General features: G+C 34.7%; 24 protein-coding genes. 11 read left to right on the forward strand and 13 right to left on the reverse strand.

All coding sequences use genetic code 11. From position 1 onward, the window contains the following. Nucleotides 1–31 precede the first annotated feature (31 nt). The 6 genes from accC to KMW28_RS10780 form a co-directional block, all read right to left on the reverse strand. Nucleotides 32–1,375 (reverse strand): acetyl-CoA carboxylase biotin carboxylase subunit, encoded by a 1,344-nt coding sequence (gene accC, locus KMW28_RS10755; RefSeq protein WP_169663416.1) that lies wholly within the window; start codon nt 1,373–1,375, stop codon nt 32–34. Between the two features lie 64 nt (nt 1,376–1,439). Continuing rightward, entirely contained in the window at nt 1,440–1,949 is a 510-nt protein-coding gene (accB, locus tag KMW28_RS10760; protein ID WP_066207423.1) for an acetyl-CoA carboxylase biotin carboxyl carrier protein, read from the reverse strand. A 125-nt stretch (nt 1,950–2,074) separates the two neighbouring features. Further along, the gene (gene efp, locus KMW28_RS10765; protein WP_066207421.1) at nt 2,075–2,644 is read right to left on the reverse strand and encodes an elongation factor P; all 570 of its coding nucleotides are present in this window, start codon (nt 2,642–2,644) and stop codon (nt 2,075–2,077) included. A gap of 87 nt (nt 2,645–2,731) precedes the next feature. Continuing rightward, nucleotides 2,732–3,715, reverse strand: coding sequence for a beta-ketoacyl-ACP synthase III (locus KMW28_RS10770; RefSeq protein ID WP_169663415.1), 984 nt, complete (start codon nt 3,713–3,715; stop codon nt 2,732–2,734). Between the two features lie 153 nt (nt 3,716–3,868). Continuing rightward, nucleotides 3,869–4,075 carry a 50S ribosomal protein L32 gene (gene rpmF, locus KMW28_RS10775; protein WP_169663414.1) on the reverse strand — a complete coding sequence of 69 codons (207 nt, stop codon included), beginning with the start codon at nt 4,073–4,075 and terminating at the stop codon, nt 3,869–3,871. Nucleotides 4,076–4,092: 17 nt separating this feature from the next. Then, complete coding sequence (locus KMW28_RS10780; protein WP_169663413.1) at nt 4,093–4,629, reverse strand: YceD family protein; 537 nt, start codon at nt 4,627–4,629, stop codon at nt 4,093–4,095. A 146-nt stretch (nt 4,630–4,775) separates the two neighbouring features. Here KMW28_RS10780 and KMW28_RS10785 point away from each other — a divergent pair, with 146 nt between their 5' ends. The 6 genes from KMW28_RS10785 to KMW28_RS10810 all read left to right on the forward strand — a co-directional run bounded on the left by KMW28_RS10785 (nt 4,776) and on the right by KMW28_RS10810 (nt 10,237). After that, nucleotides 4,776–5,480, forward strand: a complete 705-nt coding sequence (locus KMW28_RS10785) for a 16S rRNA (uracil(1498)-N(3))-methyltransferase (protein ID WP_169663412.1) — start codon at nt 4,776–4,778, stop codon at nt 5,478–5,480. A 130-nt stretch (nt 5,481–5,610) separates the two neighbouring features. Further along, entirely contained in the window at nt 5,611–6,279 is a 669-nt protein-coding gene (locus tag KMW28_RS10790; RefSeq protein ID WP_169663411.1) for a DUF4159 domain-containing protein, read from the forward strand. A 68-nt stretch (nt 6,280–6,347) separates the two neighbouring features. Then, nucleotides 6,348–7,373, forward strand: a complete 1,026-nt coding sequence (locus tag KMW28_RS10795; protein ID WP_169663410.1) for an acyl-CoA reductase — start codon at nt 6,348–6,350, stop codon at nt 7,371–7,373. Between the two features lies 1 nt (nt 7,374). Next, nucleotides 7,375–8,478 (forward strand): glycosyltransferase family protein, encoded by a 1,104-nt coding sequence (locus KMW28_RS10800; RefSeq protein WP_169663409.1) that lies wholly within the window; start codon nt 7,375–7,377, stop codon nt 8,476–8,478. Between the two features lie 33 nt (nt 8,479–8,511). After that, on the forward strand, nt 8,512–9,168 hold the full coding sequence (locus KMW28_RS10805; protein ID WP_169663408.1) for a metal-dependent transcriptional regulator: 657 nt from the start codon (nt 8,512–8,514) through the stop codon (nt 9,166–9,168). A gap of 13 nt (nt 9,169–9,181) precedes the next feature. Then, complete coding sequence (locus tag KMW28_RS10810; protein WP_169663407.1) at nt 9,182–10,237, forward strand: M42 family metallopeptidase; 1,056 nt, start codon at nt 9,182–9,184, stop codon at nt 10,235–10,237. A 61-nt stretch (nt 10,238–10,298) separates the two neighbouring features. Here the strand turns inward: KMW28_RS10810 and KMW28_RS10815 are convergent, their stop codons facing one another. After that, nucleotides 10,299–10,661: a four helix bundle protein gene (locus KMW28_RS10815; RefSeq protein ID WP_169663406.1), complete on the reverse strand. Its 363-nt coding sequence runs from the start codon at nt 10,659–10,661 to the stop codon at nt 10,299–10,301. Nucleotides 10,662–10,811: 150 nt separating this feature from the next. Next, nucleotides 10,812–12,185 (reverse strand): histidine--tRNA ligase, encoded by a 1,374-nt coding sequence (gene hisS, locus KMW28_RS10820; RefSeq protein ID WP_169663405.1) that lies wholly within the window; start codon nt 12,183–12,185, stop codon nt 10,812–10,814. A gap of 343 nt (nt 12,186–12,528) precedes the next feature. On the opposite strand from hisS, the gene KMW28_RS10825 reads away from it, so the two are divergent. Next, a complete protein-coding gene (locus KMW28_RS10825) occupies nt 12,529–14,013 on the forward strand; it encodes an acetyl-CoA hydrolase/transferase family protein (protein WP_066207396.1) in 1,485 nt (494 codons plus the stop codon). Nucleotides 14,014–14,147: 134 nt separating this feature from the next. Here the strand turns inward: KMW28_RS10825 and KMW28_RS10830 are convergent, their stop codons facing one another. The 3 genes from KMW28_RS10830 to KMW28_RS10840 form a co-directional block, all read right to left on the reverse strand. Further along, entirely contained in the window at nt 14,148–15,056 is a 909-nt protein-coding gene (locus KMW28_RS10830) for a DUF58 domain-containing protein (RefSeq protein WP_066207394.1), read from the reverse strand. 281 nt (nt 15,057–15,337) lie between these two features. Beyond that, the gene (locus KMW28_RS10835; RefSeq protein ID WP_169663404.1) at nt 15,338–16,117 is read right to left on the reverse strand and encodes a septal ring lytic transglycosylase RlpA family protein; all 780 of its coding nucleotides are present in this window, start codon (nt 16,115–16,117) and stop codon (nt 15,338–15,340) included. Between the two features lie 13 nt (nt 16,118–16,130). Then, nucleotides 16,131–16,871: a septal ring lytic transglycosylase RlpA family protein gene (locus KMW28_RS10840; RefSeq protein WP_169663403.1), complete on the reverse strand. Its 741-nt coding sequence runs from the start codon at nt 16,869–16,871 to the stop codon at nt 16,131–16,133. Between the two features lie 213 nt (nt 16,872–17,084). Between KMW28_RS10840 and KMW28_RS10845 the strand changes: the two genes are divergently transcribed. Next, entirely contained in the window at nt 17,085–17,408 is a 324-nt protein-coding gene (locus tag KMW28_RS10845; RefSeq protein ID WP_066207388.1) for a DUF3276 family protein, read from the forward strand. Nucleotides 17,409–17,510: 102 nt separating this feature from the next. Then, on the forward strand, nt 17,511–18,695 hold the full coding sequence (locus KMW28_RS10850; RefSeq protein ID WP_236941098.1) for an AI-2E family transporter: 1,185 nt from the start codon (nt 17,511–17,513) through the stop codon (nt 18,693–18,695). Between the two features lie 229 nt (nt 18,696–18,924). Here KMW28_RS10850 and pssA read toward each other — a convergent pair whose 3' ends face one another. Together pssA and KMW28_RS10860 are read right to left on the reverse strand one after the other, a co-directional pair. Further along, nucleotides 18,925–19,611 carry a CDP-diacylglycerol--serine O-phosphatidyltransferase gene (gene pssA, locus KMW28_RS10855; protein ID WP_205958147.1) on the reverse strand — a complete coding sequence of 229 codons (687 nt, stop codon included), beginning with the start codon at nt 19,609–19,611 and terminating at the stop codon, nt 18,925–18,927. Between the two features lie 102 nt (nt 19,612–19,713). After that, on the reverse strand, nt 19,714–20,355 hold the full coding sequence (locus KMW28_RS10860; protein ID WP_169663402.1) for an MBL fold metallo-hydrolase: 642 nt from the start codon (nt 20,353–20,355) through the stop codon (nt 19,714–19,716). Between the two features lie 468 nt (nt 20,356–20,823). On the opposite strand from KMW28_RS10860, the gene KMW28_RS10865 reads away from it, so the two are divergent. Both KMW28_RS10865 and KMW28_RS10870 read left to right on the forward strand, forming a co-directional pair. Further along, a complete protein-coding gene (locus KMW28_RS10865) occupies nt 20,824–21,909 on the forward strand; it encodes an NAD(P)/FAD-dependent oxidoreductase (protein ID WP_169663401.1) in 1,086 nt (361 codons plus the stop codon). Next, nucleotides 21,906–23,105 (forward strand): PAS domain-containing protein, encoded by a 1,200-nt coding sequence (locus KMW28_RS10870; protein WP_169663400.1) that lies wholly within the window; start codon nt 21,906–21,908, stop codon nt 23,103–23,105. Before KMW28_RS10865 ends, KMW28_RS10870 begins: the two co-directional genes overlap by 4 nt. Nucleotides 23,106–23,113: the final 8 nt, after the last annotated feature.

The raw sequence follows: 23,113 nt of genomic DNA on the forward strand, positions 1-23,113 counted from the left end.
GATAGCCTATTTTTTTATCTATAGATAGTACTTACAGTGTTTCGTAAGTATGTTCTTCCATAAACTTAGTTGTAAAGTGACCTGATTGGAACACTTCATTATCCATTAAACGCAAGTGGAATGGAATAGTAGTTTTAATACCTTCGATAACGAATTCATTTAAAGCTCTTTTCATTCTCTTGATAGCCTCTGCTCTTGTTTCAGCAGTAACAATCAATTTTGCGATCATTGAATCATAATTTGGAGGAATAGTATATCCTGTATATACGTGAGTATCTACACGAACACCTGGTCCACCAGGAATATGTAAAGTAGTAATCTTACCAGGACTTGGTCTGAAATCATTTGCAGGGTCCTCAGCATTGATACGACACTCGATAGAGTGTGCTTGTGGAGCGTAATTCTTTCCAGAAATTTTCTCTCCAGCTGCTACTTTAATTTGTTCCTTAATTAAATCGAAACCAGTTACTTGCTCAGTAACAGGGTGCTCTACTTGAATACGAGTGTTCATTTCCATGAAATAGAAATCACCATGCTTGTCCACTAGGAATTCTACTGTACCAGCACCTTCGTATTTAATTTTTTCAGCACCTGCGATAGCAGCCTTACCCATCTTCTCTCTCAATTCTGGAGATAAAGCTGGTGAAGGAGCCTCCTCAGTAAGCTTTTGGTGACGACGTTGGATTGAACAGTCTCTTTCAGACAAGTGACATGCACTACCGTAGCTATCTCCAATAATTTGGATTTCTACGTGACGTGGTTCTTCAACGAATTTTTCAAGATACATACCATCGTTACCGAATGCTGCAGCAGACTCTTGACGAGCTGAATCCCAAGCTTTTTGGAATTCGTCTGGAGAAGTAACGATACGCATACCTCTACCTCCACCACCTGCAGTAGCTTTTAAGATAACTGGATATTTGATTTGCTCAGCGATTTCAAGACCTTGTTCAACAGAGTCTAACAAACCTTCTGAACCAGGGATAGTAGGAACGCCAGCTTCTTTCATAGTAGCTTTTGCCGTTGCCTTGTCACCCATTGAATCAATCATATCTGCAGAAGCTCCAATAAATTTAATATTGTTTTCCTCACAGATACGAGAGAAATTAGCATTCTCTGACAAGAAACCGTATCCTGGATGGATCGCATCACAGTTAGTGATTTCAGCTGCCGCAAGAATGTTTGGTATATTTAGATAAGAATCTGTACTTGCTGCTGGACCGATACAAACTGCCTCGTCAGCAAATTTTACGTGCAAGCTTTCCTTATCAGCTGTAGAGTAAACTGCTACTGTTTTGATACCCATCTCAGAACAAGTACGGATAACACGCAGTGCAATTTCTCCTCTATTTGCGATTAGTATTTTTTTGAACACGATGTTCCTATTTTAGTAAGAAGTTATATTTAACTGTATGCTATAGATCATTCTAAAAGAACGACTAAGCTGGATCTACCAAGAATAGTGGTTGGTCGTATTCTACTGGAGACATATTGTCAGCCAATACTTTAACGATAGTACCTGATACTTCAGATTCGATTTCGTTAAATAGTTTCATTGCTTCGATGATACAAACTACATCTCCTTTCTTCACTTTATCGCCAACATTAACGAATGTATCTGAATCAGGGTTAGGTGACGTATAGAACGTACCAATCATAGGTGATTTAATTTCGATGTAATTCGAAGAATCGGCCGCAGGTGCTTCAGGAGCAGAAGGAGCTTCTACTGCAGGTGCTGGTGCAGATGCAGGAAGTTCAGCTGCTGCTGGAGCAGCGATAGGTGCTACTGGAGCTGAAGCTAAAACAGGTGCAGCTACTGGAGCAGCAACAGCTGCCGCTTCAGGATTACGTCTAACGTGAAGTTTGATTTCTGCAGTTTCTACATTTACTTCTTGCAAACCTGAGTTCGCAATAAAGCTAATCAGATCTTTTACCTCTGGTGCTTTCATAATGTGATAGTGTGTGAACTTTAATCTTCCCTCAAAAGAAGGCTTCAAAAAGTTAATTTCTGTATAATATTAAATACTTAGAATATGTTTGAGTTTTTACACTCAAACATATTCCTTTAAAAAAATTATTTTTTAACACGTTCTACATAAGAACGCTCTTGTGTGTTCACTTTAATTACATCTCCTGTGTCAACAAACAAAGGAACCATAATTTGAGCATTAGTTTCAACTGTGGCAGGTTTAAGTGTGTTTGTTGCAGTATCACCTTTAATACCTGGCTCAGTATAAATCACCTCCATTTCTACAAATTGAGCTAATTCACAACCAATAACTTCATCATCCGCCTCAACGTGGAAAAGAATATCAGCATTCATTCCATCTTTCAACAAATCGTTATTTGGTACTTGTTCTTCTGGTAAAGTTACTTCTTCCCAAGAACTAGTATCCATGAAATGGAATCCCATATCATCTTGGTAAGAGTATTGATGCTCTCTTCTTTCGATACGAGCAGTGGTTACTTTATGTCCAGAAGCAAAAGTGTTATCAATTACTTTACCAGTACGAACAGACTTTAATTTTGTACGTACGAAAGCAGGACCTTTACCTGGCTTCACATGTTGGAATTCAATAATTTGAAATACATCGTTATTGAACTCGATACACAGACCATTTTTAAAATCAGCTGTAGATGCCATTTTATATATACTCTATTTTTTGACTTTGATAAAATGCTAAGGTCTAACAATCAATTTTTAGACCAAAGGCAAAAATACAAATATTTATTAGTATGCCCACTTAATGTAAGCTGCGCCCCATGTAAATCCGCCACCAAAAGCAGCAAATACAAGATTATCGCCTTTTTTTAACTTATTTTCGTAGTCCATTAAACATAATGGAATAGTGGCAGCAGTTGTATTACCGTATTTATGGATGTTCATCATCACTTTTTCTTCGCCTACTCCCATTCTATTGGCTGTGGCATCGATAATACGTTTGTTGGCTTGGTGAGGAACTAAATAGGCGATATCATCTGACCCCAAATTATTTCTCTCCATGATTTCTGCTGATACATCTGCCATAGAAACTACTGCATGTTTGAATACGTGCATTCCTTCTTGGTAGATATAATGCATCTTATCATCTATAGTTTGATGAGTTGGAGGATGCAATGACCCACCTGCTTTCATATGTAAGTGAGGTTCACCAGCACCATCTGTCTTTAAGACGAAGTCCATTACTCCTTCTTCAGCTTCAGTAGGTTCTAATAGAACAGCACCTGCACCATCACCAAATAATACACAAGTTGTTCTATCAGTATAATCGACGATACTAGACATTTTGTCTGCACCAACGATAACTACTTTCTTGTATCTTCCAGTTTCGATAAACTGTGAACCTGTAGACAATGCGTAAACAAACCCTGAACAAGCTGCATTAATATCATAACTAAATGCATTTTTTGCTCCCACTTGATGAGCAATCATATTTGCTGCTGCAGGGAAATGCATATCTGCAGTAACCGTAGCACAAATAATTAAATCAATATCTTCTGCTTTAGTATTCGTTTTTTCTAAGAGATTCTCAACGGCTCTTGCACCAAGATACGAAGTACCTTTATCTCCTTTTAATATACGCCTTTCTGAAATACCTGTTCTTTCTAATATCCACTCATTGTTGGTATCCACCATTTTCTCCAATTCTGCGTTGGTAAGCACATAATCAGGAACGTATCCCCCAACGCCTTTAATTGCTGCTTTTATTGCCATAACTTTATAGGTATTTCTATATTATTTTCGAATAGAATGTTGTTTCTACACAATTACAAGATGCAAAGATAAACAACTCTAGCAAATTCTATATAAAACATAAAAAAAAGCCAATCCCTTTTTAGGAATTGGCTTGATTCTGAACAGATTAAACTATTCAGCTGCTTCTTCTACGTCTGATGAATTATCGATCACCACTTGGCCACGATAATACATTTTACCCTCTGACCAGAAAGCACGGTGTCTAACGTGTGCTTCGCCAGTTGTTTGGCAAAAAGAGACTGTAGGTTTATCCATTTTAAGGTGCGTACGACGCTTACCTCTACTCGCTTTCGAGATTCTCGATTTAGGATGTGCCATTTTTAAATTTTATTATATCATTTGAGTTTTTTCAAAATATCCCAACGAGGATCAGATGCTTTTTCTTCATCTTCTTGATCTTCGTTATCTTCCTCTTCCAACAATTCCTCTTCACTTGCTGTTGTATAAAACAGATCTTCCTCCTCGACTTCATCTGGATGAAGTCTTTTTGTTGGTAGAGATAATGCTATTTGATCATAAATTATCTGAGAAAAATCTAAAGATGCTTCATTAAATGGTATTTTAAATAAATCATCTTCCAACATCTCAAAGTGATCTGAAAACTTAAAGAATACTTTCTGATGAGAATTCATCGTTTCTTCATATTCTCTTAGTGATCTATCACTCAATAACATCACTTTCGCATCAAGTGTTATCTCTGCTTCAATAGCAGTTTCACTTTTTGCAAGTTGCAATATCGCGCTTCCTGATATATTTTCCATCAATTCAGATTCAAATAAATCTAAAAGTTCGCGTGACAACTCCAATTCAAACTGGTGCTTACCATTCTTCAGCCCAGCAATTCCTATACTATATGGTTTTTTCTTATTCACCTTAATCTGATTTGGCTTGCAAAAATACAAAATCAATATTACATACAAAAGAAATCTTCATCTTTTCATAGAATAATTTAAAAATAAATCATTAATAGGTTTATTTTTGCCTAAATAATAGATTAAATCATCCTTTTTATATAAAAATGAGACTCTTTTACCATAGTGACATACGAGAAAATGATTCAGAAGTTGTCTTAAATTCTGAAGATTCGAAACATATTGTTCGTGTTTTAAGAATGAAAGCCAATGACCACCTTTATTTAATGGATGGAAAGGGTTTTAGATATACTGCTAAAATTATTGATGCCAACCCTAAGAAATGTAGAGTTAGTATAGAAGAAGAAGAAAAAATGCCTCAAGCGGGCCAAGGCTTACATATTGGCATTGCTCCTACCAAAAACATGGACCGAATAGAGTTTTTTGTAGAGAAAGCTATAGAAATAGGTGTAGAATCCATTACCTTTTTCTTCTCAGAAAATTCAGAAAGGAAAAATATTAAATTAGAAAGGATAGAAAGAATTGCTATTTCAGGGATGAAGCAATCTAGAAAATTCCATCTACCTAAATTATCCTTGGCGAATACATTCGACGATATTTTATCCACACAAGCAGATCAAAAGTTTATTGCCTATGTACCTACAGATAGCACTGAACACTTATTTTCTAAGTTAAATTCTGATGGTGATACATTTATTATTGTAGGACCTGAAGGTGGATTTAGTGAAAATGAAGCAGAAAAAGCCAAAGACAATGGTTTTGATTGGGTGAGTTTAGGCAAAGAACGTTTAAGAACAGAAACGGCAGGTATTGTAGCTGTGCAATTGATGAATATGAAAACATTTGTCTAATATCAGTTGATCTTTTAAATGTATTCTCTTAATTTCATTAGAGAAAGTCTGATAAACAGATATTTTTTGAAATGAACTTATTAGGCTTTAATCAAATTAGACCATCACTTTAGTGAAAACATAATTCATAATGAGAATTTTCATCACCACTTTATTCTTGTTTTTATCTTGGCAGGTTTCTGCACAATTATCAAAAAGCACCTATTCTATTAAAATAGCTAAGCTAAAATATAATGGAGGAGGCGATTGGTATGCGAATAAAACTGCCCTTCCCAACCTAGCGGAATTCTGTAATGATAATATAGGTAGTAATATCGACCCTGATGACGAAATCGTTGAAATAGGAAGTCCTGAACTATTTAATTATTCATATATCTACCTTACTGGACATGGTAATGTCGTTTTTTCAGATTCAGATGCTGAAAACTTAAGAAACTACCTTATAAGTGGTGGCTTTTTACATATTGATGATAATTATGGTTTAGATAAATTCATTCGCCTCGAAATGAAAAAAGTGTTTCCTGAATTAGATTTTGTAGAATTACCTTTCTCTCATCCTATTTATCATCAAGTATTTGATTTCACAAATGGACTTCCTAAAATCCACGAACACGATGGAAAGCCTGCACAAGGGTTTGGTATTTTGTATCAAGGAAGATTGGTTTGTTACTATAGTTATGAAAGTGATTTGGGTAACGGATGGGAAGACCAAAGTATTCATAAAGATCCTGAAGAACTAAGGAGACAAGCATTACAAATGGGTGCAAACATTATTTCTTTCGCTTTAATGGATTTTTAAGAGTATATATTTGTATTAAGAACTTTATTCAATTTGATTTGCACTGTTTTTATAATTAACAGGTAAAGATGAAGCTGCAAGATAGAATTAATGCTTTCGTAGCATTAGGTGAAAAATTAAAAACACTCGACGAAGAGACTTCAAATATGCTTTCTAGAAGAGCAAACGATGACAATGGTTGGTTTGATGAAACTACTGTTGATAATGCTCTTGTTGGTATTCAGAAAATGTTAGAACGTGATGTTTTGGAAAAATGGGTAAACAACTACTCTATTTCAGCAGAAACATCATCACAAAATATATTGGTAGTGATGGCCGGGAATATTCCTGCGGTTGGTTTTCATGATGCTTTATGCGTTTTGATCTCTGGACATCATCTACAAGCTAAACTTAGTTCTCAAGATACTTTCTTGATGAAAATCCTTTTGGATTGGTTAATTGATATTGAACCTAAATTCAAAGACCAAATATCTATTTTAGATGCTCCGGCTCTAGAAATCGATAAAGTAATTGCTACTGGTTCAGATAACAGTAATCGTTATTTCGAGAAATATTTCTCTAAATTCCCGCATATTATCAGACACAACCGCTCTTCAGTAGCTGTAATTAAAGGGGATGAATCAAAAGAAACTTTAGCAAAATTGGCAGATGACATTTTCTTGTACTATGGCTTAGGTTGCAGAAACATTTCTAAAGTCTATGCTCCAGTCGATTACGATTTCAAGTTACTAATGGAAGCTTTAGAAGAAAGAGCTAAAAAGACGATTATCAACCATAAATTTGCGAATAACTACGACTATAATAAGTCCATTTATTTAGTCAATAAAGTGGAGCATTTAGACAATGGTGGATTAATATTAACTGAAAACCAAGACTTAGTCTCTCCTGTTTCTGTTCTATATTATGAACATTATGAGAATGGAAAAGACTTAAAAGAAAAAATGTCTATCCATCAGGACAAAATTCAGGTGGTTGTTGCAGACCAACATTGGTTAGCAGGAACAGAAGATTTTGGTCAAGCGCAGTTCCCATCAGTAGATACCTATGCTGATGATATAGATACTATGGAATTCTTATCACCAATCTTAGAATAATATGAAGGTAGTTTTAGGATCTGTGTTGAAACCGGTAAACGACTCTAGAGTTTACAAGAAAATCGGCAAATCCTTAGCTAAATTAGCTTCATCAGAAATATTGATTGTAGGAACAGATATTAAAGATGCTACACCTGAAGAAGGTAACATCAAGTTCTATCCTATATTTAAAGAAAAGAAAAAAGTGGTTCATCGCTTAGTGGCGAATAATCACTTTTTTCGTTTTTTAAAAAAACATCAACCGGATATTATTATCATTCATACTATTGAATTAATACCAAGCATAATATTATTCAAATACCTACACCCGGAAGTAAAAATAATTTATGATATACTAGAAAATTACCCCTTAAATTTTACCGAACAGCGTTATCATAAGAAATATCTATCACCTATCCTTTCTTTTGCTGCACAAAGAATAGAAAACCTTTGTTTTAAATATGTCGATCACCTTTTTGTTGCTGAAAAGACCTATTTTGAAGAGAAGAAATTACCTATTAATAAAGCAACTATATTAGAGAATAAATACGGAGGTGAAATTGAATTAAGGTCATTCCAACCTGGGAAAATTCATTTTTTGATGTGTGGAAGTATTACTAAAATATTTGGTGCACATCATTTTTTAGATTTTATTGATGCCGTCAAAAAATTGAAGATTGAAAAATATACTTTTTCTATTATTGGTAAAGCATATGAAAAAGACATCATAGAAAGAATTCGTATTGCTGAACTTAAATATCAGAATGTATCAGCAATTGGCATCGAAGAATTTGTTTCTCATGATTTAATTGTTGAAAAAATGTTGGAAGCAAATTTTGTTTGTCTTCCCTATCCTTACAACAAAAGCACAAAAGGCTGTATTCCTACAAAAATGTATGAATGTCTCGCTTTAAAAATCCCAATGATAATTAACCCTAATCCTTTATGGGAAAATATCACTAACCCTCAAAATGCAGCATTATATCACGATTTTACATCAAATAATGTCACAGATCTACTTAAAAAGTTGGATTCTTATGTAGGTTACAAAAATAGTCCTGATCAAATAGATCCTTTATGGAAATCTGAGGAAGAAAAATTGTTAAAAGTGATACAAACCTTATAAATTGCGTATCACAATTAACCTCAGTTAAATCATATGTTAAGTCACTCCGAAGAAAATTATCTAAAAACGATTTATCACCTATCCGAGAAAGAATCTCCTGTTAGCACAAATGCTATTGCTGAAGCTTTAAACACAAAACCTGCTTCTGTGACTGACATGATTAAAAAACTCAATACGAAAGGGTTTATCAATTATCAAAAATATAAAGGAACCACCCTTACTTCTACTGGGAATAAAGAAGCACTCTTAATCATCAGAAAGCATAGATTATGGGAAGTATTCTTATTAGAAAAATTGAATTTTAATTGGGATGAGGTACATGAAGTGGCTGAACAATTAGAACACATCAAATCGAAATTAATGATCGAACGATTAGATGAATTCTTAGGTTTCCCACAACACGATCCTCATGGAGATCCTATTCCAAATAAAAATGGAGAATTTGATGTATTAGAAGCCATCAAATTAACCAATATAGAATGTAAGAAGAAAGTTGTGGTGGTTGCAGTTCAAGACTCGAACAGCAGTTTGCTTCAATATTTAGACAAAATGGGAATTGGTATAGGCTCTAAATTATATATTACTGAGAAAATTGAATTTGATCAGTCCTTAGAAATTACTATCAATGATAGAGATAAGAAAATTATTTCTGCATTGGTATCAGAAAATATTTTAGTAAAAGAAGATTAAATAAACACATATCATGAGCATCGAAAAAATCGATTGGAACCTATTAAAATCAATTAGCGAAACACCTGGTGCTCCAGGGTTTGAAAAACAAGTAAGAGAATTAATCATCGATGAGCTAAAATCTCATGTAGATGAATATTATACTGACAATATGGGCAACTTGATCACAATAAAGAGATCAAAAAAAGCAGATGTGAAGAAATTTATGTTTGCTGCTCATATGGACGAAATCGGATTCATGGTCAAACATATTGATGATAATGGCTACATAAGATTCCAAACTTTAGGTGGATTTGATCCTAAAACATTAACATCAATGCGTGTTCTTGTACATGGAAAGAAAGATCTATTGGGTGTTATGGGTTGTAAGCCTATTCATTCGATGACTCCAGCAGAACGTCAGAAAGTAATTACCAACGAAGAATATTTTATAGATTGTGGTTTATCAAAAGAAGAAATTACAAAACACGTAAAAATTGGGGATTCCATCACAAGGTCTCAAAACCTAGAAATGGTGGGTAACCTTATCAACGGTAAATCATTAGACGATAGAGTTTGTGTTTACGCTCTTGTTGAGGTAATGAAATCAATTAAAGCAGAAGACATCGATTGTGATGTTTACGGCGTATTTACAGTTCAAGAGGAAGTTGGCCTTCGTGGTGCTCAAGTAGCAGGACACGGCGTTTCTCCAGATTTCGGCATCGCCCTAGATGTTACTGTCGCTAACGACATCCCAGGACTTGCACCAGAAAACTATGTCACTCAAATGGGAAAAGGGGTTGGCATCAAACACTTCGACGGAGGCACAATCTGCGACCGCAGAATGGTCGAACTCCTAGAAGAAGTAGCCGATCAAAATGAAATCCCTCACCAAGCAGAAATCCTTCCTTTTGGTGGCACAGACACAGCAAACATCCAGAGAATGCCAGAAAATGGTGCAATCGCAGGTGCACTTTCTATTCCTATGAGATATCTACATCAAACAGTGGAAATGGCGGAGCCAGGAGATGTTTGTGGGATGGTGGAGCTTTGTTGTAAGGTTGTGGAGAACAGCAAGGGTTTATTATAATATGAGGACACATTCATAAACTAAGGAACTAAGGAACTAAGGAACTAAGGAACTAAGGAAGTTAACTATAACTTTTTTGATTCCTTAGTTTTTTCATTTTAATTAATGATGTGACTAATATTTTTCTTATTTCATGATGATCTTTTATTAAGCTTTTATATTGTTTTTCTGAGATATATTCGGCTTTGTATATTAACTCCAACCAATAATCTGTTTCATTAGCTTCCTTTAAAGAAATATGATACTTGTGTATTAAATCGGCTTTGCTTTCAGCATATTTTGATTCAGCTAAATTTGCTCCAATCGAAGTAGCAGACCTAAGGATTTGTTTGGATAAGATGTACTCGTTCTTTTTATTCAAAAAATGAGTTAGTTTGATAATTCTCAATGAGAAATTTACTGTCTTTTCCCTTAAAAATTCCATGAATCGTAAATAGTTAATTTTATGAATATCATCAAAAAGTTGGATGATCTATTTAAACATAAAAATAAAGTTAATAAAAAAGGGTAGACTAATAAAATTATTAATCTACCCAATTCTATATCTTCATTAAAAACTTAGTTCCTTAGTTTCTTAGTTCCTTAGTTTTTCAACAATTTCACTCCCACTCAACATCTCCTGCTCCCCAGTCTCCATGTTCTTCAAAGAATACTTCCCTTGAGACATCTCGTCTTCCCATGCAAGCACAACGTATTGGATGTTTTTGCGGTTGGCGAAGTTCATTTGCTTCTTCATTTTAGCGTTATCAGGGTATAGTTCTGCACTGATACCTGCGTTTCTAAGTTGTTGAAGCAATGGTAATGAGTAATCTCTTCCGGCGTTATCGAAATTGGTCAACATTACTTTTGTTGTTTCGATAGCTGATTCTGGGTAGAGATCCAGTTCTTCTAATACATCGTAGATACGGTCTACTCCGAATGAGAAACCAACTCCTGACATACCTTCTAAGCCAAATACACCTGTTAGGTTATCGTAGCGACCACCTCCGGAGATAGAACCCATATTGGCGTTGTTTACTTTTACTTCGAAGATAGCACCTGTGTAATAAGATAAACCTCTTGCTAGGGTTACATCAAATTCTACTTTATCTGTATTTACACCTAACTTAGAGGTATAATTAAATACTTCTTCTAGTTCTTCTAAACCTTTAAGACCTACTTCTGAAGAGGCTAAGAAATCTTTCATTTTAGCAATTCTTTCTTCAGTAGTACCACTCATTTCATAAATAGGTGCTAACTGATCTACAGCTTCTTGAGTAAAACCTCTTTGCTCTGTTAGTTCTAGGTTTACTTTTTCAACACCAATTTTATCTAATTTATCAATAGCTACACAAAGCTCAGATTCTTTACCGTTTTCTCCGATAGCTTCAGCAATACCTGTAAGTACTTTTCTATTGTTTAATTTGATGGTATGATCAGTAACTTTCAAATTAGTTAAAGCCTCTCCCATCATTGCTAGGATTTCTGCCTCACATAATAATGAATCTGTACCTACTACATCGGCATCACATTGATAAAATTCTCTATACCTACCTCGTTGTGGACGATCTGCTCTCCAAACGGGTTGAACTTGATATCTTTTAAATGGAAAAGATAAATTACCGTGGTTCATCACTACGTATCTAGCGAAAGGTACCGTTAAATCATATCTTAAACCTTTTTCAGAGATTTTTGGTAACATATGCTTCGCTCCTTGTTCGAAGTCTTCTTGTTTTACCTTTTTAAGGTAATCACCAGAATTTACAACCTTAAATAATAATTGATCCCCTTCGTCACCATATTTACCAGTCAATACAGAAAGGTTTTCCATGGTTGGAGTTTCTAAGTTCTGAAAACCATACTTTTTATATACACTTTTAATAGTATCTAAAATGTACGTTCTCTTTGCCATTTGCTCTGGACCAAAATCTCTTGTACCCTTTGGTACGGTAGGTTTTTGCTTTGCCATTTATATATCTATGTATTTTTTTCAAACAAGAAGCGCAATTTCATCAATTTTAAATAGAAATGAAAATAGAACACGGAGTATAATTTCCTTTTAATACTTTGTTAAATATAAGAGGTTAATTTATATCATTAAATATTAATTAATTCATTACTTAAATCACCTTTTAGGGTTATTTATTAGTCACCATTTTCTAATAAACTGACTTATATCTTTACATCATCATTCCAGGTTGAATATTTAATGGTTCATATTTCTTGTGTGAAGTATTATTATAAAACCTAAGGGAAATGAAAATGAAAAAACTTATCTACAGATAAACTGTACCAGATTAAAGAAAGAAAATATGCCATTTAAAATTTTAACTCCAGAAGAGGCAGCATCTTATGTACATCATAATACAACTGTTGCATTTAGTGGTTTTACTCCTGCAGGATCGCCAAAAGTAATTTCTAAAGCGATTGCTGAAAAAGCGAAAAAAGAGCACGAAGCCGGTAGAGAATTTAAAATTGGAATGATCACTGGAGCTTCAACAGGAGACTCTTTAGATGGAGAATTGGCGAGAGCAAACGCGGTTAAATTCCGTACTCCTTATCAATCAAATAAAGATATGAGAGGTGCCATTAATAATGGTCACGTAGAATATTTTGATATGCACTTATCTGCGTTAGCTCAAGAAATGAGATATGGTTTCTTTGGTGAAATTGATGTAGCAATTATCGAAGCTGCTGATATTACGCCAAACGGTGAAGTGGTATTAACATCAGGCGTAGGTATCTCTCCAACAGCCACAAAATTAGCTAAGAAAGTTATTATTGAATTAAATAGTAATCACCCTAAATTTATTAAAGGGCTTCACGATATTTATCAACCATTAGACCCTCCTTACAGAAAGTCTATTCCAGTATACTCACCAGATGCAAGAATCGGTGATCCTGTATTAAGAATTGATCCTTCTAAAATCATGGGTATCGTTGAAACTAACGCTCCTGATGAAGTAGGTGGTTTCGCACCTGTTGATGAGGTAACTCAAAAAATTGGTGATAACGTAGCGAACTTCCTTGCTGGTGAATTAGCGAAAGGTACTATTCCAAAAGAATTCCTTCCAATTCAATCTGGTGTAGGTAATATTGCCAACGCGGTATTAGGTTCTTTGGGTAAAAATCCTGGTATCCCTCCTTTCAGAATGTACACTGAGGTAATCCAAGATGCAGTAATCGATTTAATGAAAAACGGCGATATCACTTTCGCTTCTGGTTGTTCATTAACAGTTTCTCCAGATGTACTGAAAGAAATTTATGGAAACTTCGATTTCTTTAGAAATAAACTTGTACTTCGTCCTCAAGAGATTTCAAATAACCCTGAAATCGTTCGTCAATTAGGATTGATTACAATTAACACGGCAATTGAAGCAGATATCTTTGGTAACATCAACTCTACTCACGTTTTAGGTACGAAGATGATGAACGGTATTGGTGGTTCAGGTGACTTCACTCGTAACTCATTCTTATCGATCTTTACATGTCCTTCAGTGGCGAAAGGTGGTAGCATTAGTGCTATTGTACCAATGGTATCTCACGAAGATCACTCAGAGCACTCAGTGAAAGTGATCATTACAGAGCAAGGTGTAGCTGACTTGAGAGGTAAATCTCCACGTCAACGTGCTGAAGCAATTATCGAGAACTGTGTTCACCCGGATTACAAAGAGACATTAAGAGATTATCTTGATGTAACTACAGGTCATCCTCAAACTCCACAAGCATTAGACAGAGTATTTAAAATGCACTCTGAATTTATGACTTCAGGTGATATGAGAAACACGAAGTGGTAATCAAGGACTCTATTATTTAGAATAAAAAATTATCCCTTATCGTATCGTAAACTCAGGAGTTCCTGGGTTTACGATACGATAAGGGATTTTTATTATCAAATAAAAGGTTGTTTCTAGATCAAATTATTAGATGATTATCTCATCATCTGCCTTTTCAGCATATAAGGTATAATAATCTGATCTAACTCTTTCTTGCTATCTGCTTCAACATAATCAATTTTATATTGACCACATTTCACATTTAAATCATGATATAATTTTGAAATTGTCTTTTGATACTGTTCTCTGATCTGTGAAGGTCTCAATTTTTCTCTTTGTCCGGATTCAACATCAACAAACACCATAGGACGTTCTGGAAATTCTAATTGCAATTCCGTACTATGATCAGCTACATGAAATAATAGAACTTCATGATTATTGTGCTTCAAATGCTGAAGTGCAGCAAACATCTCGTCACGATTCCCCATTTGTCCCATCATATCACTAAAAATGATGACTAATGAACGCTTATGAATAGTCTCAGCCACTTGATGTAAAACCTTAGCGATATGTGTTTCCTTCTGTGGAGGAGGCTTCTCCAACATTTGCTGTAATTTGATGAAAATCTGATGCAAATGCGTTTTTGTTGACTTCACTTGAGTCATTTCCTCAATATCATCGGAGAAAGTACAAAGCCCCACAGCATCTCTTTGCCGTTGAAGCATATACCCCAAAGATGCCGCAGCCATTGTGCTAAACGCCATCTTATCGAAGGTCTTATCAGGATAATACATAGAAGGAGAACGATCTAAAACAATCATTGCTCTAAGATTCGTTTCTTCCTCGTATCTCTTTGTAAATAACTTATCAGTCCTCGCATATACCTTCCAATCAATATGACGGGTACTCTCGCCAGGATTGTATAAATTATGCTCAGCAAATTCTACAGAAAAACCATGGTAAGGTGATTTATGAAGACCGGTAATAAACCCCTCCACCATTTGTTTAGCGAGTAGTTCTATATTTCCATATTGTCTAATTGTATCAAATGAAATCTCCTGCATAGTTTTCTAGTTATTTAATTCGTCTTATCTAATATAATAAATAAATAGATTTGAAAGTAAATATAATGTCAAATTATGAAACCGAGGTCGGGAGACCTCTAACGTTTTTTAGACACAAATGTCGCTATCGCTTAACATTTGCGCCAGTATTGAATCTCTGACATTTTTAGGTATAAACGTAAATATCGTTTACGTTTGCGGCAGTTTTACTTTTTACTTCTTTACAAAAAACGAGCGTAGATTCAGCACCTACTACCTACTACTTGCTACTTACTACCTACCTATAGATGTTTCTTCACAAACGCCCCTTTATACCCTTTACCTCTCACCTTAGCTACTTTATTTCTTGCGTCAGCTTCAGTTAAATCGCCATATATTAAACGATATACCTTTTTATCATTACTCCATCCAGCTTGGATAAAAATGCTTGACAACCCTTTTTTATTGGCCTTTTTCCCATTTGAAATAGCCTTTTTAACATCTGTATATGAAGCCATCTGAACACCATAGCCATTCTTAATATTTTTAGGAGTACCCCAAATACTGTAAGTACCCGGTGCTGCAAATTCTCCTTTGGGCTTACTTTCAGTTTTCGGAGGATCTTTCTTTGGTGTTTCTTTCACATATTTATTTTTAGGAATTACATCTCCTGTAACACCAGTCGTTCCCTCTTTTACTTTTGTTCCTTGACCATTGATATAAAGAACTTCAATAGATACATCACCAATACCATCTTTGACCATATCAATTTTTGCTGCTGCAGCTTTAGATAAGTCAATAATACGATGTGCTTTAAATGGACCTCTATCATTTACTCTCACCACTACCCAATTATTGTTTTTTAAATTGGTTACTTTAAGGTAGGTATCAAACGGTAATTCTCTATGAGCACATGTAAATGCATACATATTAAATCGTTCTCCATTTGCTGTTTTTTTTCCATGGAATTTATTCGCATAATAGGACGCTTGTCCTTTTTTTACATCACCAACTTTTTTCTGTCCGAAGACAAAAGTGGAAAATGATAAGGATATAAGTAGTAGAAATTTATACTTGTTCATTTGTTTATAATGCTTAGTTGAAATGTTTTTTTATTTCAGCTTGATCAGATATCTTTTTAATGAGTTGAAGTAATTGTTCTCCTTCATCCTCTGAGGTGAAATCACCTATTAATAGTCTAAATTCTTTCTGACCATTTGACCAACCTGTCTGTATCAAAACATCCTCAAAATTATAAGACTTTTTGATATTGATGGCGTCATTATAAGTGTCTTCAATATTAGAATTAGCAAGAAACATGACAGAATAGCCTTCTCCATTATATTTTTCTCCATTTAGGGTGTAAGTACCTGTAGGATAAAATAATTCTTTACTAAAATTTGTGGTGGTGTTATTTGATTGAAGCTTCTTCTCTTTGGCTTTTTTCGCTCTTAAAGTTTCAGGAGTATCCATTAAAGTAACCTCCACCTCAGCATCATTTAACCCAATAATATCTAATTTCTGAGCAGCTTTTAAAGTCACATCTATGATTCTTTCATTGGTATATGGGCGATCGATTATTTTAAGAAATACCGTTTTACCATTATCAATGTTTCTAACTTTAACGATACTACCGAAAGGAAAATACTTATGGGCTGCAGAAAGCTTGTTCATATCGTATTTATACCCTCCTGCTGTAATTCTACCTTCTCTATTATCAGGGTAATAGGACGCTTTTCCTATCTGTGAATAACCAATTTTCGTAATGCTTTGAGCAAATGATAAAGCAAAAAAATGAATGAATGTAAGCGTTAAATAAAATACTTTGTTTGTCATATGGGTCTCCCCTAAAATTTAAAAAAGATATATTTTGGATAATTGTATCTCTGAAAGAATATTCAAAATAGAAAGACAATATACAACATTTTTACTCTTATATTGATAAATGAAAATAAAGTGTAAAAAAAATACATTTTTTTCGAAAATCGCTTGGAATTATTAAATGATATACAAAAATTACAGTGTAATTGTAACTAAAAGATTAGGATTGTGGAAGAGAGAAGAGAAGAAATCTTTTCAAGAAAAGTACGTGCTGGAAAGCGTACGTATTTTTTCGATGTTAAGGCAACACGTTCAAACGATTATTACTTAACTATTACAGAGAGTAAAAAACGTTTTAAAGATGATCAACCTGTATTTGAGAAACACAAAATTTTCTTATACAAGGAAGACTTTGACAAATTCGTAGATGCCCTTGGAGAATGTGTAGACAAAGTGAAAAACGATCTTTTGTCGGACTATGACTTCGAGGAGAATAACAACTATGAAGACAAGTATAAAAGCGAACCTTTAGACAACGATCTATCGTATTAGTCAAAAAATCTTTGATCTAAAGAGGCTCCTGTTTTTATTTAAGCGGGAGCCTTTCTATATTTAACAAACCTAACTTTCCATTTACTTAAACAGATAAGATTAGTGTCAGATAAATATAAATCATCCTTTAAAGAAATAGCAGCTGTTGCAAAGTATTTCAGATCATTTACCAACTTAATTATCATTGGTTTAGTGATTTTGATCCTATCTTGGCTATCAGTGCAATTACAAGATGTACTCGCTTATCTTATCATTTCCCTTATCATTTCATCCATACTTCAAACACCTACAAACTATTTATCGAATCTACATTTTGTAGGGTATAGATTCCCAAGACCATTAGCAGTAATATTTTCTTTTATACTATTATTTGCCATCATTGGATTATTTGTCTTTCTATTTTATCCATTGATCAAAAGTCAGATTAGTGTACTTTCAGAAAAGAATCCAACAGAAATTGTTTCTGTAGTTGAAGGACCAATTATAGGTATTGAACAATTAATTAGAGATTATGTGATGCCTGAAGCAGAAGAAGGTTTTTTACTTAGTCAAGTATTAGAGAATGCCAACAATCTAGTAAAAAGTGATAGTATTCGTAACGTTATCAATGGATTGATATCCTTAACAGGTAATTTCTTTGTGGGTACAATGGCGGTATTATTTATCACCTTCTTTTTCCTTAATGATCCTGGGTTATTTAGAAGGCAAATCATCACATTGATACCAAATAAATATTTTGAAGTATCTATTTCTGCATTAATAAAAACAGAAAAATTACTATCAAGTTATCTACTTGGTCTATTTCTTCAAATGCTCAGTATATTTTCCATCGCCACCATTGGTTTAAAGATAGCAGATGTTGAATATGCGATTACCATTGCCGTGTTTGCCGCAGTAGCTAACTTAATCCCCTATTTGGGACCATTCTTAGGTTTCACTTTTGGAATGATGGTGGGCATACTTACCGATAATTCTCTTGTAGAAATGCCAGATTATATCTTCCTTGGAGCTAAAATCCTTACGGTTTTTGGTATCGTTCAAGTGGTAGATAACGTAGCTGTGCAACCCATCATTTTCTCTAGGAGTGTAAAGGTTCATCCCCTCGCCATATTCCTTGCAGTATTTATTGGATCTGCTCTAGGTGGAGTTGTTGGGATGGTGTTTGCTATTCCAACACTTACTATTTTAAAAGTAGGAATGGAAGAATTTATGTATGGGTATAAGAGGTATCAGATATTTAGGAGTAATAAGAGTGGGAATGCATTGTTGAAGAAGGTGGAAGAGTAAGTAAAAAAATCACTATTGGAAGTGTTAAGATGACAAGTGACACTTGTGATAAAACATAGTAAAAAGTCTCCAGACTTATCACCTAATAGTTTTTGGTTATAAGTCTGGAGACTTTTGCAATAGTAAGTTATAATATCAATTGCCCTTGTAACCCACGACAGAAGTTACGGGCTAGTGATATGAAATTCTAACACGACTAAAGTCATATTAGAATAAATAACGGTATTTATTATTTCGTTGATTTCGTTCGAAAAACAACAGAAACCAATATCTGCATCAATACTATCAATGGTAATGCAGCCACTCTAAATATTGCCAATAAAATCATACTTGATATAATTAATATATATCGAGCTTCATTTCCGGTCCAACCGAAGTTTTTGAATTTCAGTGAGACCAAAGGAATTTCGGCATTCATCAAATAGGATAATAGTAGTGTTAAGCCTACCAAAACATATATATTTGATACATAAGCATCATATTGTGGATACCATTGCATAATCAAAGGAAGTGAACCAATGATAATGGCTGTTGCAGGTGTCGGAACACCTATAAACCCATCCGATTGTCTTTCATCCACATTAAAATTGGCTAAACGGATTGCCGAGAAAGCTGCCAACAGGAAAGCTAAATATGGTAGATATTGATGAACATCAACGTACATCAATAGATGATACATAATAACAGAAGGTAGAACACCAAATGTGACCATATCCGCCAACGAATCCAATTCTTTACCGACGGGCGAGGATACTTTCAACATTCTAGCAGCAAAACCATCGAAGAAGTCGAAACCAGCTCCTACAAGAATCATAAAGGCACCCATCACCAAATTGCCCTCAAAACAAAATGTTATACCAATACACCCAGAAATTAAATTTCCACAGGTAATGGCATTTGGAATATGTCTTTTCAAAATATTTATATTTAATACTAGCGCAAGAATTTAGCGAAGCGGTTCTTGTGCTTAAAAAACTTCAGAGGTCTCCCGACCTCGTTTACTTCTAAATAAATCAGGTTACCCCCTTACAAACGGATTACTCCTCTTCTCATCTCCAATAGTTGTAAAAGGTCCATGACCAGGGTACACTCTCGTCTGATTAGGCAATTTATACATCACATTTGCAATATTGTCTAATAATGTTTGATGATCACCACCCGGTAAATCCGTTCTACCAATAGATCCTTTAAACAATACATCACCACCCAAAGCAAAATCATCTGAGTTAGAATAGAAAACTAAATGACCCGGTGAGTGTCCTGGAACATATAAGATCTCCATTGATGACTCACCAAAAGTAAGTGTTCCCTCATTTTCCATTAATTCATCTGCAAAAGATTCTACAAAACCTGGAATACCATAGCGAGCACACGAATCTTTACCCGAAGCTAGTGTCTCCACCTCTCCTTTTGGAATATATAATTTCACTCCAAATGTATCTTGACAATATTTATTACCAAACACATGGTCTAAATGACAATGAGTATTGACAATCTTCACCACTTTTAATTCGTTTGATTCTATAAAACTTTTTAATTGTTGTTGTTCAGATTCATCATAACAACCTGGATCGATAATAACGGCTTCTTTAGTCTCATCCCAGATGAGGTAGGTGTTTTCTTGGAAGGGGTTGAATGTGAATGTTTGTATTTGTATCATTATTATTAATGTTTATTACTTTATTATTTGGAGAGGTATGGTGACTTTTAAGAGTTCTGCGCTGGAGGGGTTACACCCCTCCTTGGGGAAGAGTAGTTACCTTCAAGATCTTATATGGAACAAGTCTGTATAACTAATCTCTCTATATTGAGGTGCTATCGGACTACTCTCCTCGCGAACGATGGGTGCAACCCATCGTGGGTGGTGAGTGACTGTAACCTCAGCAATCCGGAGGGGTTCCACCCCTCCTTGGGGAAGTGATTACCTTCGAGATTATCTATGGAACAAGTCTGTATAACTAATCTCTCTATATCGAGGTACTATCGGTCTACTCTCCTCGCGAACGATGGGTGCAACCCATCGTGGGTAGCATGGTTGTATGCGATTTACCACCCATCAACCCTACACCCCAAACAATATAATTGAAATGCTTATATTTGCCACAAATTTACACTTTGATTTTTTAGAATGGCATATAAGGTCGATTATTTAATCGTAGGACAAGGGTTAGCAGGGACAATTTTAGCAGAAACACTCCAAAATAGAGGTTTTTCGTTTAGAATTATTGATGATGGGACACTCAAAAACTCTTCTCGAGTAGCTGGTGGGTTATATAATCCTATCACTGGAAGAAAAATGGTGAAGACTTGGCTTTGTGATGTGCTTTGGGAGAAGATCGATGAGTTCTATCCTGCATATGATAAAAAATATAGCACTGATTCCTTCAAGCCTATCAATTTATATTTTCCTTTTGAGGGGCAAGAGAAGCAAACTGATTGGTTGAGTGCGAGTGCTGATGATCGATACGATGGCTATATCAAAGAGTTTCATTCAGAAGGATTATATACTGATGTCATTCATCAAGAATTTGGAGGAATGGAGGTGACTCGCTCTGGATATTTAGATATTCCTGTTTTTTTGGATGCTTTTAAAGAGCAGGCATTGAAGGAAGATAAAATTGAATTGGAGCTTTTCGATCATCAAGAATTAAATATTGGTGTAGATACGATCAGATATAAAAATATAGAAGCGAAACATGTCATTTTTGCTGAGGGAAATAAGGTAGAGAACAACCCCTATTTTCCTACTTTGGATTTCCGTCCTGTGAAAGGAGAATTGCTATTGATAAAGTTTAAAAATGCCCGTTTCAATCATATAATTAATAGAAATGGTTTTATACTTCCTATCGACGATAAAGGTAATTGCAAGTTAGGAGCTACTTATGAGCGTGTGGAGGATATGGAAAATCCTACTGAAAAGGGTAAGCGACAATTGTTAGAAAAAGTAGAATTGGTCGATGATGATTTTGAGATTTTAGATCATTGGTCAGGTATACGCCCCGCTACATTTGATAGAAGACCTTTCATAGGAACATCAAAAGATTATAAAAATATTCATATCTTTAATGGATTGGGTGCAAAGGGCGTGTCATTAGGACCCTATTTTGCACAAAAATTGATTAATCATATTGAGTTGGGTGACGATTTACCTTACGAAGTACGCTTGGATCGTTTATCAAAACAGCAAAGAATTAATTTGAACTCTAAAGGATGAATGCACAGCTAAACGCTATTTTTTCGAAGCTTCAGGTACGTGGAGCCGTATTGTACATCATTTTTATATTAGCCATTCTTAGTGGCTCATTGGTGAAAATGTACATCGATGTGCAAGCGGAAAAACAATTCCTATACAATGCCTTAAGTAATTCTCAAGCTTTGTTTCAGTATAGAATATCCTCAAAAGAAATAAAGAAATCGGTGGAAGAGATTCGTACTTCTGGGTTAGATCTTTTCAAATTCACTAATGCTGATGTTTATTTTCTTAACGACAAAGGCTCTCCTATCTTTTGGATCAATAATAATGCAGAATCTCATATTTTCGAGAAAAATGCACATCATGATATCCCTAATTTTCTAAGTAATAAATTCAAGAAAACGAGATATAAAAACCTTGAAAATTATAAAGAGTTTTTTATCACAAGAGTTGAAGTTGATAATCAATCTCAAAGATCGATTGCTTTAGTGGTACAGAGAGCAGACTTATGGCTCAATCAGAGTATCAATACCTTACCAATTACACTTTTAAGCATTGTATTAATAAGTATTTTATACCTCACGATTGGTTCATCTAATAAAAAATGGATTTATAATCCTTTAGACATCCTCATCAAACATTTAGAATACGAATCTCAAGGTATCGGTTCAGAATTATCTAGAGATGTTCCTGCCGAGTGGCACAACATTTTCCTAGAATTGGAAATGAGTAAGGATGGAAAAAATTCACAACTCCAGCAAAAAGAAACGGAAGCGGAAATCACTCAACGTTTCCATGCTCAATTAGAGGAACTTCGCTGGGCAAAATCTCAATTAGAAAAATATCAAAATCAGGGAACCGCACCACTCCCATCCAATACATTCTTAACAGATGTTTTTGAATCATCAAATATTGGTGTAATTTTAACCGATGAAGACAATATTCCTAAATTCGTCAATAATAAAGCGAAAGAAATTTTAGGTAAAGGTATCCAACCAAAGTCAGAAGAAGACTTATTGGATATCAGAAAAATCTTCATCGAAGGTACTGATGTGGAAATCCCATCAGACCAACACCCAATGGTTTTAGCAAAACAAAGTAATACACCCCAAATTGCTAAAGCTTTAGAGGTTTATAATCCGGATACTGGTGCAAGACAAAGTGTTTGTATTTGTGCTGTTAATTTGGGTGATGGGGTGGTTTGTTTTGTGGTGTAATTTTTTAA

The organism is Flammeovirga yaeyamensis, from assembly GCF_018736045.1.
Taxonomy (GTDB): domain Bacteria; phylum Bacteroidota; class Bacteroidia; order Cytophagales; family Flammeovirgaceae; genus Flammeovirga; species Flammeovirga yaeyamensis.

Coding starts and splice junctions, on each gene's coding strand:
- KMW28_RS10870 (WP_169663400.1), top strand. CDS start 21,906: ATGAATGCACAGCTAAACGCTATTTTTTCGAAGCTTCAGGTACGTGGA.
- rpmF (WP_169663414.1), bottom strand. CDS start 4,075: ATGGCACATCCTAAATCGAGAATCTCGAAAGCGAGTAGAGGTAAGCGT.
- KMW28_RS10800 (WP_169663409.1), top strand. CDS start 7,375: ATGAAGGTAGTTTTAGGATCTGTGTTGAAACCGGTAAACGACTCTAGA.
- KMW28_RS10835 (WP_169663404.1), bottom strand. CDS start 16,117: ATGAACAAGTATAAATTTCTACTACTTATATCCTTATCATTTTCCACT.
- KMW28_RS10860 (WP_169663402.1), bottom strand. CDS start 20,355: ATGATACAAATACAAACATTCACATTCAACCCCTTCCAAGAAAACACC.
- KMW28_RS10830 (WP_066207394.1), bottom strand. CDS start 15,056: ATGCAGGAGATTTCATTTGATACAATTAGACAATATGGAAATATAGAA.
- KMW28_RS10790 (WP_169663411.1), top strand. CDS start 5,611: ATGAGAATTTTCATCACCACTTTATTCTTGTTTTTATCTTGGCAGGTT.
- KMW28_RS10825 (WP_066207396.1), top strand. CDS start 12,529: ATGCCATTTAAAATTTTAACTCCAGAAGAGGCAGCATCTTATGTACAT.
- KMW28_RS10815 (WP_169663406.1), bottom strand. CDS start 10,661: ATGGAATTTTTAAGGGAAAAGACAGTAAATTTCTCATTGAGAATTATC.
- KMW28_RS10810 (WP_169663407.1), top strand. CDS start 9,182: ATGAGCATCGAAAAAATCGATTGGAACCTATTAAAATCAATTAGCGAA.
- accB (WP_066207423.1), bottom strand. CDS start 1,949: ATGAAAGCACCAGAGGTAAAAGATCTGATTAGCTTTATTGCGAACTCA.
- KMW28_RS10795 (WP_169663410.1), top strand. CDS start 6,348: ATGAAGCTGCAAGATAGAATTAATGCTTTCGTAGCATTAGGTGAAAAA.
- KMW28_RS10840 (WP_169663403.1), bottom strand. CDS start 16,871: ATGACAAACAAAGTATTTTATTTAACGCTTACATTCATTCATTTTTTT.
- KMW28_RS10865 (WP_169663401.1), top strand. CDS start 20,824: ATGGCATATAAGGTCGATTATTTAATCGTAGGACAAGGGTTAGCAGGG.
- KMW28_RS10770 (WP_169663415.1), bottom strand. CDS start 3,715: ATGGCAATAAAAGCAGCAATTAAAGGCGTTGGGGGATACGTTCCTGAT.
- hisS (WP_169663405.1), bottom strand. CDS start 12,185: ATGGCAAAGCAAAAACCTACCGTACCAAAGGGTACAAGAGATTTTGGT.
- KMW28_RS10785 (WP_169663412.1), top strand. CDS start 4,776: ATGAGACTCTTTTACCATAGTGACATACGAGAAAATGATTCAGAAGTT.
- KMW28_RS10805 (WP_169663408.1), top strand. CDS start 8,512: ATGTTAAGTCACTCCGAAGAAAATTATCTAAAAACGATTTATCACCTA.
- efp (WP_066207421.1), bottom strand. CDS start 2,644: ATGGCATCTACAGCTGATTTTAAAAATGGTCTGTGTATCGAGTTCAAT.